Source organism: Pseudomonas frederiksbergensis (genome assembly GCF_003732275.1).
GTDB lineage: Bacteria > Pseudomonadota > Gammaproteobacteria > Pseudomonadales > Pseudomonadaceae > Aquipseudomonas > Aquipseudomonas frederiksbergensis_H.
This window is the reverse complement of sequence record NZ_MOBM01000039.1, coordinates 98,296-112,224: the sequence shown is the minus strand read 5'-3', so window position 1 is coordinate 112,224 and position 13,929 is coordinate 98,296. Positions and strand designations below refer to the sequence as shown.

The 13,929-nt window shown below is 61.5% G+C and carries 13 protein-coding genes; 5 read left to right on the top strand and 8 right to left on the bottom strand.

Annotation, left to right across the window (positions count from 1 at the left end):
- Positions 1-7 precede the first annotated feature (7 nt).
- A complete protein-coding gene (locus BK662_RS26470; RefSeq protein ID WP_123360024.1) occupies positions 8-742 on the bottom strand; it encodes a substrate-binding periplasmic protein in 735 nt (244 codons plus the stop codon).
- Between the two features lie 144 nt (positions 743-886).
- Between BK662_RS26470 and dnaX the strand changes: the two genes are divergently transcribed.
- The 5 genes from dnaX (at position 887) to BK662_RS26440 (ending at position 6,671) form a co-directional block, all read left to right on the top strand.
- Positions 887-2,986 carry a DNA polymerase III subunit gamma/tau gene (gene dnaX, locus BK662_RS26465; RefSeq protein WP_123360023.1) on the top strand — a complete coding sequence of 700 codons (2,100 nt, stop codon included), beginning with the start codon at positions 887-889 and terminating at the stop codon, positions 2,984-2,986.
- A gap of 67 nt (positions 2,987-3,053) precedes the next feature.
- Positions 3,054-3,392 carry a YbaB/EbfC family nucleoid-associated protein gene (locus tag BK662_RS26460; RefSeq protein ID WP_007905413.1) on the top strand — a complete coding sequence of 113 codons (339 nt, stop codon included), beginning with the start codon at positions 3,054-3,056 and terminating at the stop codon, positions 3,390-3,392.
- A 263-nt stretch (positions 3,393-3,655) separates the two neighbouring features.
- Positions 3,656-4,690 carry an NADPH-dependent curcumin/dihydrocurcumin reductase gene (gene curA / locus BK662_RS26450; protein ID WP_123360022.1) on the top strand — a complete coding sequence of 345 codons (1,035 nt, stop codon included), beginning with the start codon at positions 3,656-3,658 and terminating at the stop codon, positions 4,688-4,690.
- 65 nt (positions 4,691-4,755) lie between these two features.
- A complete protein-coding gene (gene recR, locus BK662_RS26445; RefSeq protein ID WP_123360021.1) occupies positions 4,756-5,358 on the top strand; it encodes a recombination mediator RecR in 603 nt (200 codons plus the stop codon).
- 164 nt (positions 5,359-5,522) lie between these two features.
- Positions 5,523-6,671: an acyl-CoA dehydrogenase family protein gene (locus tag BK662_RS26440; RefSeq protein ID WP_123360020.1), complete on the top strand. Its 1,149-nt coding sequence runs from the start codon at positions 5,523-5,525 to the stop codon at positions 6,669-6,671.
- A gap of 137 nt (positions 6,672-6,808) precedes the next feature.
- On the opposite strand, the gene BK662_RS26435 is transcribed toward BK662_RS26440, so the two are convergent.
- From BK662_RS26435 to BK662_RS26400, 7 genes are all read right to left on the bottom strand, one after another.
- Positions 6,809-7,357 (bottom strand): adenine phosphoribosyltransferase, encoded by a 549-nt coding sequence (locus BK662_RS26435; protein WP_123360019.1) that lies wholly within the window; start codon positions 7,355-7,357, stop codon positions 6,809-6,811.
- 79 nt (positions 7,358-7,436) lie between these two features.
- The gene (gene fnr, locus BK662_RS26430; protein WP_123360018.1) at positions 7,437-8,171 is read right to left on the bottom strand and encodes a fumarate/nitrate reduction transcriptional regulator Fnr; all 735 of its coding nucleotides are present in this window, start codon (positions 8,169-8,171) and stop codon (positions 7,437-7,439) included.
- Positions 8,172-8,300: 129 nt separating this feature from the next.
- The gene (gene hemN / locus BK662_RS26425) at positions 8,301-9,683 is read right to left on the bottom strand and encodes an oxygen-independent coproporphyrinogen III oxidase (protein ID WP_123360017.1); all 1,383 of its coding nucleotides are present in this window, start codon (positions 9,681-9,683) and stop codon (positions 8,301-8,303) included.
- 165 nt (positions 9,684-9,848) lie between these two features.
- Positions 9,849-10,532, bottom strand: a complete 684-nt coding sequence (locus tag BK662_RS26420; protein WP_123360016.1) for a sulfite exporter TauE/SafE family protein — start codon at positions 10,530-10,532, stop codon at positions 9,849-9,851.
- The gene (gene ccoS / locus BK662_RS26415) at positions 10,525-10,743 is read right to left on the bottom strand and encodes a cbb3-type cytochrome oxidase assembly protein CcoS (RefSeq protein WP_123360015.1); all 219 of its coding nucleotides are present in this window, start codon (positions 10,741-10,743) and stop codon (positions 10,525-10,527) included. The genes BK662_RS26420 and ccoS overlap by 8 nt, the downstream gene beginning before the upstream one ends.
- 22 nt (positions 10,744-10,765) lie before the next feature.
- Positions 10,766-13,216, bottom strand: coding sequence for a heavy metal translocating P-type ATPase (locus tag BK662_RS26410; protein ID WP_123360014.1), 2,451 nt, complete (start codon positions 13,214-13,216; stop codon positions 10,766-10,768).
- Positions 13,217-13,389: 173 nt separating this feature from the next.
- Positions 13,390-13,929 (bottom strand): FixH family protein, encoded by a 540-nt coding sequence (locus tag BK662_RS26400; protein ID WP_123360013.1) that lies wholly within the window; start codon positions 13,927-13,929, stop codon positions 13,390-13,392.

Below are 13,929 nucleotides of genomic sequence, written 5' to 3'. Positions count from 1 at the left end.
GCTAGGGCTAGTTACCGGTATAGAGCCGGATAATGTCATCGATCTCCCCGGACATTTTCATTTGCAGCAACGTATTCAGAATGCGTTGCACGGGTACTTTGGGGTCGTTGCGCACGTAGCAGCCGACGGTTTGTTCATGCACCAGCGCTACGCTTTGCAGTTGCCGATCGGGCAGCAGGCGCTGGTTGAACCAGTCCAGGGTCCATTGGCTGCTCACGGCATAGCGGTAGCGTCCGGCCAGGAGTTTATCCAGCACCTGTTCCTGATTGCGCGCGTCATCGCGGTGCAGGCGGTCGGCTTCGAATAGCGGTTGCAGGGTCGGGTAGCTATAGCCGAGCACGGTGCCGATCGACTGCTGCGGCAGCTCTGCCGGGTTGACCGTGTTGGGTGAGCCTCGCCGGCCAATCAGCAAGTCGCGCTGAACCAGCAGTGGAACGCTCCAGATATAGTCACCGGACAGGTTCGGCAGCCAGGATTGTGAGATATAGCAGCGCACATCGACTTCGCCGTGTTCCATGGCGTTTTGCACACGCGCCCGAGGCAATACATGAAATTGCGCCGGCACGCCAATCTGCGTCGCCAGGCTGAGCATGATGTCGTGCAGAATGCCTTGGGTTGGCCGGCCGCGCTCCATCTGCACCATGGGCATGGCCCAGCTGTCGGACACGACAAAGCGCAACGGCGCCTCGGCGGCCGCGACGCTCAGGCTGACCAACAGCAGTGCCCCCAAGGCAAAACGCATAAACGCTCCGGTACCGCTCAAACCTGAGCCAATAAAAGCCCCTTAAAGAGCAGCTTAGCCAGAATAGACGAGCGCACCGGATGCAATTTTGGCCTTGCTCCGCTAGCATTAGCCGCTTCTGTTCCTTCGTTGCGACGGTTTTCGATGAGTTATCAGGTTCTTGCACGTAAATGGCGTCCGCGCTCGTTCGGCGAAATGGTCGGCCAGACCCATGTGCTCAAGGCTCTGATCAATGCCTTGGACAGCCAACGGCTGCACCACGCATACCTTTTTACCGGTACCCGCGGGGTCGGCAAGACCACCATTGCGCGGATCATCGCCAAATGCCTGAACTGTGAAACAGGTATCACTTCGACCCCCTGCGGCGAGTGCTCGGTGTGCCGGGAAATCGATGAAGGCCGCTTCGTCGACCTGATCGAGATCGACGCCGCGAGCCGGACCAAGGTCGAAGATACCCGCGAGCTGCTCGACAACGTGCAGTACGCGCCGAGCCGCGGGCGCTTCAAGGTCTACCTGATCGACGAAGTGCATATGCTCTCCAGCCATTCCTTCAATGCGCTGTTGAAAACACTTGAAGAGCCGCCGCCCTACGTCAAGTTCATCCTGGCGACCACCGATCCGCAGAAACTTCCTGCAACGATTCTGTCGCGTTGCCTGCAGTTCTCCCTGAAGAACATGACCCCGGAACGGGTGGTCGAGCATCTGACCCACGTGCTGAGCGTCGAGAACGTGCCGTTCGAAGACGATGCACTGTGGCTGCTGGGCCGCGCCGCCGACGGGTCGATGCGCGACGCCATGAGCCTGACCGATCAAGCCATTGCTTTCGGTGAAGGCAAGGTCATGGCCGCCGACGTGCGGGCCATGCTCGGTACTCTCGATCACGGCCAGGTCTACGACGTCCTGCATGCGCTGATCGAGGGCGACGCCAAGGCGTTGCTCGAAGCCGTGCGCCATCTGGCCGAGCAAGGCCCGGACTGGAACGGCGTGCTCTCGGAAATTCTCAACGTGCTGCACCGTGTCGCCATCGCCCAGGCCCTGCCTGAAGGTGTCGACAACGGCCATGGCGACCGTGACCGTGTATTGGCTCTGGCCCAGGCTTTGCCGGCCGAAGACGTGCAGTTCTATTACCAGATGGGCCTGATCGGGCGCCGGGACTTGCCGCTGGCGCCGGACCCGCGCGGCGGCTTTGAAATGGTCCTGCTGCGAATGCTTGCGTTCCGGCCGGCAGATACCGCCGACGCGCCGAGGCAACCGCTAAAGACAGTGGGGATCAGCCAGGCCACAGTTGATTCCGCAAACTCAGTGGCTGCCGCGCCGGTTGTTGCGCCGGTAGTCGCTACGGCCGTTACACCGCCTCCGGTCGCGCCAGTGGTTGCTCCGGCCCCTGTCCCGGTAGCTGCGCCTGAGCCGGTCACCCCTGTGGCTGTGCCCGTGGTCGCGCCTGAGCCCGAGCCTGTTGTCGAGCCCGTAGCCGTCGAAGAAGTTGTCGACCTGCCATGGAACGATCCTGTAGAGCCTGAAGTTGTCCAGCAGCCCGCCGTCGAGCCGGTGCTGGAAACGGCTGGCGAACAACCCGGATTGTCACCGATGCCCATGCCGACCCCGGACAGTGTGGTGCCGGACGCGCCGGAATGGGCCGCTGCGCCGATTCCGGAACCGTCCATGGCCGAAGTCGATGCCGCCACGCCAGGCATGGATCAGGACGACGAGCCGCCGCTGGACGAGGACTACATCGAGCCGGACATGGATTCGGCCTATAGCTATCTCGACGAACTGGCCAGCGAGCACACCGCCGAACCTGCGCCGGAACCCGAGCCAGAACCGGCCGCGATGCCGGCCACGGGTCTGGCCCTGCAATGGCTGGAGGTGTTCCCGAAACTGCCGGTGTCCGGCATGACCGCCAGCATCGCTGCCAACTGCACGCTGATCGCCGTCGATGGCGACAATTGGTTGTTGCACCTGGACCCGGCCCACAGCGCCTTGTTCAACGCGACACAACAACGTCGCCTCAACGATGCACTGAACCAGTTCCACGGGCGCACGCTGACCCTGAGCATGGAGCTGATCAAGCCCGAGCAGGAAACCCCGGCTCAGGCCTCATCCCGCCGTCGTGCCAACCGTCAGCGTGAGGCCGAAGAATCGATCCACGGCGATCCGTTCATCCAGCAAATGATGCAGCAGTTCGGGGCGGTGGTCCGTCACGATACTATTGAACCTGTCGAGGCCCTGGTCAGTCAGGACTAATAACTGAAGGCGCTTGGCCACATTCGCCGGGCGCTGTTTTTATCCAAGTACTTTTGAGGTGATTCCCATGATGAAAGGTGGCATGGCCGGCCTGATGAAGCAGGCGCAGCAGATGCAGGAAAAAATGGCCAAGATGCAGGAAGAACTGGCCAACGCCGAAGTCACCGGTAAAGCCGGTGGCGACATGGTCACCGTGGTAATGACCGGTCGTCACGACGTCAAGCGCGTGACCATCGACCCAAGCCTGGTCGAAGGCCTGAGCGAAGACGACAAGGAAATGCTGGAGGCGGTATTCGCCGCAGCCGTCAACGACGCCGTGCGCAAGATCGAAGCCAACAGCCAGGACAAAATGTCTGGCGTGACCGCTGGCATGCAATTGCCACCGGGTATGAAACTGCCATTCTGATTCGCCAACGCGCGTCGGATGGGTTACAAAAAAATGCCAGGCATCGCGCCTGGCATTTTTGTTTCTGTTTGTTGGGGTACCGGCTTCTGTGGCGAGGGAGCTTGCTCCCGCTGGGCCGCGAAGGGCCCCAAAATGGGACTGTTGCACAGTCCAACGGGAGCAAGCTCCCTCGCCACAATGAAAGGCAAAAACATCGAACGCCATACCACCACAAAGGTCTGCTCCCTATACCGCCGAAATTCATCGATCAAGGAGACGTTCACATGCCACAAGCATTGACCCTCAACCAGCGTATCGTTCTGGTGTCCCGCCCGGTGGGCGCGCCGACGCCAGAGAATTTCCGCCTGGAACGGGTAGCGCTGCCAGACCTGGCTGACGGTCAGGTACTGCTCAAGACACTTTATCTGTCGCTCGATCCCTACATGCGCGGTCGTATGAGTGACGCGCCGTCCTACGCTGCGCCGGTAGAAATCGACGAGGTGATGACCGGTGGGGCTGTCAGTCGTGTCGAACGCTCCCTGCATCCGAAATTCCATGAAGGCGATCTGGTGGTCGGCGTCACGGGGTGGCAAAGCCACAGCATCAGTGACGGACGCAACATCATTCCGATCCCGTCCGGGCTGCAGAGTCCTTCGATGGCCCTGGGTGTACTGGGCATGCCCGGCATGACCGCCTACATGGGGTTGATGGACATCGGCCAGCCCAAGGAAGGCGAAACCCTGGTGGTAGCGGCTGCGTCCGGCGCGGTGGGGTCGGTGGTCGGCCAAGTGGCGAAGATCAAGGGCTTGCGAGTAGTGGGTGTGGCCGGTGGCGCGGAAAAATGCCGCTATGTGGTTGAGGAGTTGGGCTTCGATGCCTGTATCGACCACAAGCGCCCGGATTTCGCCGAAGAGTTGGCGCTGGCCTGCTTCAAAGGCGTCGATATCTACTTTGAAAACGTCGGTGGCAAGGTGTTCGATGCGGTGCTGCCGCTGCTCAACCCCAAGGCGCGGATTCCTCTTTGCGGTCTGATTGCGTCCTACAACGCCCATGAAGCGCCGAGCGGGCCGGATCGCTTGCCACAATTGCAGCGCACGCTGCTGACCAAGCGCGTGCGGATTCAGGGCTTCATTGTGTTCGACGACTACGGTGATCGTCAGCCGGAGTTCATCAGCGCCGTGGTGCCATGGGTGCGTGACGGCAAGGTGAAATTCCGTGAAGACGTGGTCGACGGCCTGGAGAACGCGCCTCAGGCGTTCATCGGTCTGCTGGAGGGACGCAACTTCGGCAAACTGGTGGTGCGGGTTGCGCAAGACTGAATAATTGACGGTCATTCGAGGCGCGGGTATAAACCGCGTCTCGTTGTTATGTCGGACTTTTCCCCATGAGCTTCAGCCCTTTGATTCGCCAACTGATCGATGCCCTGCGAATTTTGCCGGGTGTGGGTCAGAAAACTGCCCAGCGCATGGCGTTGCAACTGCTTGAGCGTGATCGCAGCGGCGGTTCTCGATTGGCTCAGGCGCTGAGCCAGGCCATGGAAGGAGTGGGCCACTGCCGCTTGTGCCGCACGCTGACCGAAGATGATCTGTGCCCGCAATGCGCCGATCCACGCCGCGACGACACCTTGCTGTGTGTGGTGGAAGGTCCGATGGATGTTTACGCGGTGGAGCAGACCGGTTTCCGCGGTCGCTACTTCGTGCTCAAAGGCCACCTGTCGCCCCTCGACGGGTTGGGGCCGGACGCCATCGGCATTCCACAACTGCTGGCGCGGATCGAGGAAGCGGGCACGTTTGCCGAAGTCATCCTCGCCACCAACCCGACGGTGGAAGGCGAAGCCACGGCGCATTACATCGCCCAGTTGCTCAGCAACAAAGGCCTGATCGCCTCGCGCATCGCCCATGGCGTGCCGTTGGGTGGCGAGTTGGAACTGGTGGACGGCGGGACATTGGCGCATTCGTTTGCCGGGCGTAAGCCGATCTCGCTGTAACCACATCAAAATCAAAAGATCGCAGCCTTCGGCAGCTCCTACAGGGTGTACGTCATCCGAATGTAGGAGCTGCCGAAGGCTGCGATCTTTTGATCTTCAAATCCTCACTTGAAAACCAAGCAAGCGCTCGGTTAACTTCGCTGAACCTTCAGTGGAGCTCGCCGATGCCTGCCTTTCAGGAATACTTCGATCCCAGCCACCAATTGGTCCGCGACAGCGTCAGACGTTTCGTCGAGCGCGAGATTCTTCCGGGCATCGACCAGTGGGAAGAAGCCGAAAGCTTCCCCCGTGAGCTCTACTTAAAGGCCGGCGCGGCGGGGATTCTGGGCATTGGTTATCCCGAAGCGTTGGGCGGCAGTCACGAAGGTGATGTGTTCGCCAAGATCGCCGCCAGTGAAGAGCTGATGCGCTGCGGTTCCGGTGGTCTGGTCGCGGGGCTGGGCTCGCTGGACATCGGTCTGCCGCCGATCCTCAAGTGGGCCAGGCCCGAACTCCGCGATCGCGTTGTGCCTCAGGTGCTCGCAGGCGAGAAGATCAGCGCCCTGGCCGTCACCGAGCCCAGCGGCGGCTCCGACGTCGCCAACCTGCAAACCCGCGCCGTACGTGACGGCGACTTTTACCGGGTCAGCGGCAGCAAAACCTTCATTACCAGCGGCGTTCGTGCGGATTTCTACACCGTCGCGGTGCGCACCGGCGAGCCTGGGTTTGGCGGCATCAGTTTGCTGCTGATCGAGAAGGGCACACCCGGTTTCACCGTCGGTCGTCAGTTGAAGAAAATGGGCTGGTGGGCGTCGGACACCGCGGAATTGTTTTTCGATGATTGCCGGGTGCCGGTTGGCCATCTGATCGGGGCCGAGAACATGGGCTTCGCCTGCATCATGGGCAACTTTCAGAGCGAGCGTCTGGCCCTGGCGCTGATGGCCAACATGACCGCGCAGTTGGCACTGGAGGAGAGCCTGAAATGGGCTCGTCAGCGTGAAGCCTTCGGCAAACCCATCGGCAAGTTCCAGGTGCTCAAGCACCGACTCGCGGAAATGGCCACGGCGCTGGAGGTGTCACGGGAATTTACCTACCGCCAGGCGGCGAAAATGGCCGCCGGGCAGAGTGTGATCAAAGAGATTTCCATGGCCAAGAATTTTGCTACCGACACGGCTGATCGCATTACGACCGACGCGGTGCAGATTCTGGGCGGTCTGGGTTATATGCGTGACAGTCTGGTGGAGCGGCTGTACCGGGATAACCGGATTCTGTCGATCGGCGGCGGGACGCGGGAAGTGATGAACGAGATCATCAGTAAGCAGATGGGGCTCTAATCTGCGGTGTAGCGGCTGACGCCATCGCGAGCAGGCTCGCTCCCACAGGGGATTTTCTGTGTACGCAAGTTTTGTGCATGACAGAGATTAACTGTGGGAGCGAGCCTGCTCGCGAAGGCGTCGGTGCAGACGCCGGCTTACTTATCGCTTAATGCAAACTGCGTCAGGCAAAACGTAGGAATCCCCATGTCTTCCAGCCGCTGCGAGCCACCCAGCTCCGGCAAATCAATGATCGCCGCCGCTTCATGCACCCGCGCGCCCATGCGTCGAACCAGGTTCGTCGCCGCAATCAGCGTGCCGCCAGTGGCGATCAGGTCATCGAACATCACCACCGCATCACCCTCACACAGGCTGTCGGCATGGACTTCGAGAAACGCTTCGCCGTACTCGGTCTGATAACCCTCGGCTAGCACGTCGGCCGGCAGTTTGCCCTGCTTGCGGAACAGCACCAGCGGCTTGTTCAACTGATAGGCCAGGATCGAGCCGATCAGGAAGCCACGGGCATCCATGGCGCCGATGTGGGTGAAGTCGGCTTCGACGTAACGATGGGCAAAGCTGTCCATCACCAGGCGCAGGGCCGTGGGTGACTGGAACAATGGGGTGATGTCGCGAAAGATCACGCCCGGCTTGGGGAAGTCGATCACGGGGCGGATCAGGGATTTGATGTCGAAGGAGTCGAAGACCATCGTCGAAGTGTCCTGGCGGGCTGCAAACGTCGCAGTATAACGGCGGCTGAACCGTTTCGCTCAGCCGCAATCGTTGCTATCAGCCTTCGAGCGAACCGCCGGCCAGGGCGCAGAGCTGGATCGGATCGAGGATGTGGATTTCCTTGCCTTCGGCGGCAATCAGTTCGTTTTGCTGGAAGCGGGTGAACACCCGGGACACGGTTTCCACCGCCAGGCCCAGGTAATTGCCGATTTCGTTACGCGACATACTCAACCGGAACTGGTTGGCCGAGAAGCCCCGGGCGCGGAAACGTGCCGACAGGTTGACCAGGAAAGTGGCGATGCGCTCGTCGGCGGTTTTCTTCGACAGCAGCAACATCATTTGCTGATCGTCGCGAATCTCGCGGCTCATTACCCGCATCAACTGACGGCGCAGTTGTGGCAGTTGCAGGGCCAGTTCGTCGAGGCGATCGAAAGGGATTTCGCACACAGAGGTGGTTTCCAGGGCTTGCGCCGAGACCGGGTGCTTTTCAGTGTCCATGCCCGACAGGCCGACCAGTTCACTCGGCAAATGAAAGCCGGTGAGCTGCTCTTCGCCGCCATCGCTCAGGCTAAAAGTCTTCAGGGCGCCGGAGCGTACTGCATAAACGGAATCGAACGTGTCGCCCTGGCGAAACAGGAACTCGCCTTTTTTCAGCGGGCGACCGCGTTTGACGATATCGTCCAGCGCATCCATGTCTTCCAGATTCAAAGAAAGTGGCAGGCAGAGGGGGGCCAGGCTGCAATCCTTGCAATGGGCCTGGCTATGAGCGCGCAGCTTTACTGGCTCGGACATTTCTTTAATCCTTGTGGGAAAACACACATAAGCTGTAAGGGTAACCCACGGGAGGACATTCAGGCACGCGGCGATTTTGTCGCAGGGTCGTAAAATCAGCGTTTCGCGGACCGGCCAGTGAGCTGATGGCTAGATAACCCGTGAAAACCGCTGGCGATTTTGCTGTTCCAGGTACGCGTCGAACACCATGCACACCGAACGCACCAGCAATCGTCCGGCAGGCAGTACGGTGATCCGTTCATTATCAAGTTCGATCAGTCCGTCTTCGGCCATTCCCTGCAACTGTGGCCAGAGTTCGCCGAAGTAACCCCGAAAGTCGATGTTGAAGGCTTGTTCGATCTGGGCGAATTCCAGGCCGAAAGTGCAGATCAGTTGTTGGATGACCGCACGTCGCAGGCGATCATCGGCGTTGCACAGCAGACCACGGCTGGTGGCCAGCTGTGCGCTGGCCAACGCATTCTGGTACTGGTTCAGATCACTGCTGTTCTGGCAGTACAAATCGCCGATCTGGCTGATCGCCGATACCCCCAGACCGATCAAATCGCAATGACCGTGGGTGGTATAGCCCTGGAAGTTACGTTGCAGGGTCGATTCTTCCTGAGCAATCGCCAGTTCATCGTCGGGCAGCGCGAAGTGGTCCATGCCGATGTATTGATAACCGGCCTTGGTCAGCTGCTCGATGGTTCCCTGGAGCATTTCCAGTTTTTGCGCCGGGGTCGGCAGTTCGTCGCTGTTGATCCGCCGTTGCGGCATGAAGCGTTCCGGCAGATGGGCGTAGTTGAACACCGAGAGCCGGTCCGGTTGCAGGCTGATGACTTCGTCGACGGTGCGGGCGAAGTTTTCGGGCGTCTGCTTCGGCAGGCCGTAGATCAGATCGATGTTGATCGAGCGAAATTGCAGGGTTCGGGCGGCATCGATCACCGCACGGGTTTCTTCCAGGCTTTGCAGGCGATTGACCGCCCGTTGTACCGCCGGATCGAGGTCTTGAACGCCAATGCTGACCCGGTTGAAGCCCAGTTCCCGGAGCAGACCCATGGTCGACCAATCAGCCTCGCGAGGGTCGATCTCGATGCCGTAGTCGCCGGAATCGTCGTCCAGCAAATTGAAGTGCTTGCGCAGCTGAGCCATCAACTGGCGCAGTTCGTCATGGCTGAGAAAGGTCGGTGTGCCGCCGCCGAAATGCAGCTGCTCGACTTTCTGCGAGGGGTCGAGATGACAGGCAATCAGCTGGATCTCCTGTTCCAGACGCTGCAAATAGGGCAGGGCGCGGCCGCGGTCCTTGGTGATGACTTTGTTGCAGGCGCAGTAGTAGCAAATGTTCGCGCAGAACGGCACATGCACATACAGCGACAGCGACCGAAGGGCTTTACGGCTGTTGCGCAGGGCATGAAACAGGTCGAAGGTGCCGACCTGGCTGTCGAATTGCACGGCGGTCGGGTACGAGGTGTAGCGCGGTCCCGCCAGGTCATAACGGCGGATCAGATCTGTGTCCCAACGAATGGCGTCGAGCATGCGGGCATTCCCCCGGATAGGCTTGCAGTGTGGGCGAGTCTAGGAGGTGCGACGTATGGGCATCTTGATTTGCATCAAAGGAGGTCAAGATCAAAAGATCGCAGCCTTCGGCAGCTCCTACGCGCCTGTTGGCGCCGCCGAAGGCTGCGATTTTTGATCTTTGTTTTAATGCCCCATGAGCCAATGTTGATGCGGCCCCGGCAAGGTCCAGATGCCGAACACCATCACCAGCAAGCCACCGGTCATGCGGACGCTGCGTTTGCGCAACAACGCCGTGACGCGCTCGGCCGCCAGCCCTGTGGCGAGCAGCACCGGCCAGGTGCCCAGCCCGAATGCCAGCATCAGCAACGCACTGTCCAGCGCGTTGCCCTGGCTCGCCGACCACAGCAATGTGCTGTAAACCAGCCCGCACGGCAGCCAGCCCCACAGTGCGCCCAGCAGCAGGGCGCGGGGCAGGTTCGACACGGGCAATAGTTTGTTGGCCACCGGCTGGATGTGCCGCCACAGGCCACGGCCGAGGCTTTCGATACGGGTCAGGCCGCTCCACCAACCGGCCAGGTACAGGCCCATGACAATCAGTAGCAGTCCGGCGAGGATGCGCATGAACATCGCCGCCGGGCTATTGGCCACGGCCCAGCCGGCCAGGCCGATCAGCAGGCCGGCCGCGGCGTAGCTGAGAATTCGCCCCAGGTTGTAGGCCAGCAACAATCGAAAGCGTCGGCTGCGTTGTTCCTTGGGAATCGCCAGGGTCAGCGCGCCCATCAAGCCGCCGCACATGCCCAGGCAATGCCCGCCACCGAGCAGGCCCAGGATCACTGCAGACACCAGCAGGGGCGCCAACTCAAACATGGGGCGGCGCCTTGTCGTCCGGTTTGGCCGGATGGCCGCTGGCCTCGTCGACCGCCGCCTTGTGGTTCGGGTCCTGATCGTCGAACAGGATGCTGTGGGCCGGGCCGTCGAGGTCGTCGTACTGACCGCTGTCGACCGCCCAGAAGAAGATGTAGATAGCGATGGCCACGATCAGCAGCGCGGCCGGGATCATCACGTAAAGGGCTGGCATCTGGACTCCATGCTCGCGCGGCTCAGGCCGGCAGCGGGCGGGTTTCTGGCGTGGTGCTGGTAGCCGGCGCGCTTGGCAGGCGAGTCAGGCGCAGGGCATTGAGCACCACGGTCAACGAACTGATCGACATGCCGACCGCAGCCCATACCGGAGTGATCCAGCCGAGGGCGGCGAACGGCAACATGAGGCCATTGTACAGCGCTGCCCACAGCAAGTTCTCAATGATGACCCGACGGGTGCGACGGGCCAGGCTGAAGGCTTGCACCAGCGCGTCGAGGCGGTTTGACAGCAGCACCGCGTCGGCACTGGTTTTCGCCAGATCGGTGGCCGAACCCATTGCCACGCTGATGTCGGCGGCGGCCAGCACTGGCACATCGTTGACCCCGTCACCGAGCATCAACACCTTGCGGCCTTCCTTGTGCAGCTGTTGCAGCACCTGCAATTTATCGTCCGGACGCAAACCGCCGCGGGCCTCGTCGATGCCCAGTTCGGCAGCGACGCTGGCGACCATCGGCGAGCTGTCGCCGGACAGCAGCAGCGTGCGCCAGCCGCGAGCCTTGCACGCGGCCAGCAGGGCGGGCGCGTCGGCGCGCAAACGGTCGTCGAGTACGAACCACGCCAGCGGCCCTTGGCTGTCGCCGAGCAGCAGCCATTGGCCGGGCTCATCGGGCATTACTGGCGTTTGAGCGCCGCCGAGTTCGCAGACAAACCCCGGCTGGCCAATGCGCAGGCGTTGGGCGCCGACCAACCCCTCAAGGCCCAGGCCCGGCGTGCTGTGAACTTCTTCGGCAGCCAGCGGTGCGCGGCCAAAAGCCCGGGCAATCGGGTGTTCGGAGCGGTTTTCAAGGGCCGCGGCGAGGCTCAGGCATTGATCGCTGGTCAGGGCCCCAAGCGGCCGGATCGAGCGCAAGGCCAGGCGGCCTTCGGTGAGGGTGCCGGTCTTGTCGAAAATCACCGTGTCGATCTGGTTCAGGCCTTCCAGCACATGGCCGCGCGTCAACAAAAGACCGAGCTTGTGCAGCGTGCCGGTGGCGGCGGTGAGGGCGGTTGGTGTGGCCAGCGACAAGGCGCACGGGCACGTCGCAACCAGCATTGCCAGGACGATCCAGAAGGCTCGCGAAGAATCCAGCTCCCACCACAGCAGGCCAATGGCGGCCACCGCGATAAGTGACAACAGCAAAAACCATTGGGCGGCGCGGTCGGCGATTTCCGCCAGTCGCGGCTTTTCGGCCTGGGCGCGATCCAACAGGCGGACGATGGCCGACAGTCGTGTGTCCTGACCCAGCGCCAGGACTTCCACGGTCAGCGCACCTTCGACGTTCAAGGTACCGGCGGTGACGGCATCGCCCGGAGTCCGTGGTTGTGGCAGGTATTCGCCGGTCAGCAGGGATTCGTCGATGCTCGACTGACCGTCGAGGATCTTGCCGTCGGCCGGCAGAATCGCGCCGGGATGCACCAGCACCTGATCACCGACGCGCAATTCACTGAGCAGAATCCGCTCACTCTGGCCGTCGGCACTCAGCCGCAGGCAGGAGGCGGGCAACAGATTGACCAGCTGTGCGGTCGCGGCGGCGGTGCGTTCCCGGGCGCGACGTTCCAGATAACGCCCGGCCAGCAAGAACAGCGCGAACATCCCCACCGCATCGAAATACAGCTCGCCGACCCCGGTGATCGAGGTCCAGATCCCGGCGATATAGGCACTGCCGATCGCCAGCGACACAGAGACGTCCATGGTCAGGTGACGGGTGCGCAGATCGCGCATCGCGCCCTTGAAGAACGGTGCGCAGCTGTAAAACACGATCGGGGTGGTCAGAAACAGCGCAACCCAGCGCAGGATGGTATGCAGCTCGGGGCTGAGGTCGATGTTGAATTCCGGCCAGGTGGCCATGGTTGCCATCATCGCCTGGAACCACAGCAGTCCGGCCACACCGAGTTGGCGCAGGGCCAGGCGGTTTTCGCTGGCCAGTTGTTCACTGGCGCGGTCGGCCTGATAGGGGTGGGCGGCGTATCCGATGTGGCGCAATTCGCTGAGCACCTGGCTCAATGGCAATTGCGCGTCGGCCCAGCGCACGTGAAGGCGATGGTTGGATAGGTTCAGGCGTGCTTCGGCCACCGCTGGCAGGGCGCGCAGGTGTTTCTCGATCAACCAGCCGCAGGCGGCGCAACTGATGCCTTCCATCAACAGCGTGGTTTCGGCGAGTTCGCCTTCGTGGCGGACAAAGGGTTGTTGCACATCGGCGCGGTCGTACAGCGCCAGCTCATCCACCAACTGCACCGGCAAGGCTTCGGGGTTGGCCGAGGCTTCGCTGCGATGCTGGTAATAGCTTTCCAGCCCACCGGCCACGATTGCCTCGGCCACTGCCTGGCAACCCGGGCAGCAGAACTCGCGGGTATCCCCGAGGACGGCGGCCGTGAAGCGGCTGCCGGCCGGGACGGGCAGGGCGCAGTGGTAGCAGGGGGTTGGACTGGTCATGTTTGTTGCCATGAAAACCATTGTGGCGAGGGAGCTTGCTCCCGCTCGGCTGCGAAGCAGTCGCAATACTGAGAACTCGCTCTGCCTGAAAGGACCGGTTTGCAGGTTTCAGGGCCGCTTCGCGCCCCAGCGGGAGCAAGCTCCCTCGCCACATTTGATCGCCTTCGCAAGTACTATTTTTTCAGGTCTTCCGCACCCTGCAGCGGCTCATCACCGAGCAGCAGATCCTTGGCATGGCTGACCTGTTCTTCTTCGAACATGCGCCAGATTTTGTCATCCTGCACGCCCAGCAATTCGACAAAGCGACGACCTTCAATCTTGTCGCTCAACTGGCCGATGTAGCGGCCTTGTTCGGTTTCGCTGCGGGCCAGGGTGATCTTGCGATCTTTCTCCGGCTGGGTTGGCGAAATCAGGTTCAGCTCAAGGGTTTTCGGCTGGCTGTTGCCGCTCAGGCGCAGGTCGACTTCGCCGGTCACGTCATCCAGATGCACACTGGCACGCAGCTGCAGGGTCTGGGCCAGCAGTTCGCGGTCCAACGAACGGTTGATGCCCTTGCCGGCCTCGTAATAATTGTCGTTGACCAGGTTGTCCGGGTTGTTCACCGCGATGGTCACCATCGACAAGGTCAAGGTCACCGAGCAGGCCAGGATGGCGATGATGATCCACGGCCAAAGGTGCTTGTACCAGGGACTTGCGGCAGTTGCAGCGGGCAT

What these genes read in the sequence shown, in the direction of transcription:
- BK662_RS26470 (WP_123360024.1), bottom strand. Translation starts at nt 742, where the DNA reads ATGCGTTTTGCCTTGGGGGCACTGCTGTTGGTCAGCCTGAGCGTCGCG.
- dnaX (WP_123360023.1), top strand. Translation starts at nt 887, where the DNA reads ATGAGTTATCAGGTTCTTGCACGTAAATGGCGTCCGCGCTCGTTCGGC.
- BK662_RS26460 (WP_007905413.1), top strand. Translation starts at nt 3,054, where the DNA reads ATGATGAAAGGTGGCATGGCCGGCCTGATGAAGCAGGCGCAGCAGATG.
- curA (WP_123360022.1), top strand. Translation starts at nt 3,656, where the DNA reads ATGCCACAAGCATTGACCCTCAACCAGCGTATCGTTCTGGTGTCCCGC.
- recR (WP_123360021.1), top strand. Translation starts at nt 4,756, where the DNA reads ATGAGCTTCAGCCCTTTGATTCGCCAACTGATCGATGCCCTGCGAATT.
- BK662_RS26440 (WP_123360020.1), top strand. Translation starts at nt 5,523, where the DNA reads ATGCCTGCCTTTCAGGAATACTTCGATCCCAGCCACCAATTGGTCCGC.
- BK662_RS26435 (WP_123360019.1), bottom strand. Translation starts at nt 7,357, where the DNA reads ATGGTCTTCGACTCCTTCGACATCAAATCCCTGATCCGCCCCGTGATC.
- fnr (WP_123360018.1), bottom strand. Translation starts at nt 8,171, where the DNA reads ATGTCCGAGCCAGTAAAGCTGCGCGCTCATAGCCAGGCCCATTGCAAG.
- hemN (WP_123360017.1), bottom strand. Translation starts at nt 9,683, where the DNA reads ATGCTCGACGCCATTCGTTGGGACACAGATCTGATCCGCCGTTATGAC.
- BK662_RS26420 (WP_123360016.1), bottom strand. Translation starts at nt 10,532, where the DNA reads ATGTTTGAGTTGGCGCCCCTGCTGGTGTCTGCAGTGATCCTGGGCCTG.
- ccoS (WP_123360015.1), bottom strand. Translation starts at nt 10,743, where the DNA reads ATGCCAGCCCTTTACGTGATGATCCCGGCCGCGCTGCTGATCGTGGCC.
- BK662_RS26410 (WP_123360014.1), bottom strand. Translation starts at nt 13,216, where the DNA reads ATGACCAGTCCAACCCCCTGCTACCACTGCGCCCTGCCCGTCCCGGCC.
- BK662_RS26400 (WP_123360013.1), bottom strand. Translation starts at nt 13,929, where the DNA reads ATGCCCGCTGCAACTGCCGCAAGTCCCTGGTACAAGCACCTTTGGCCG.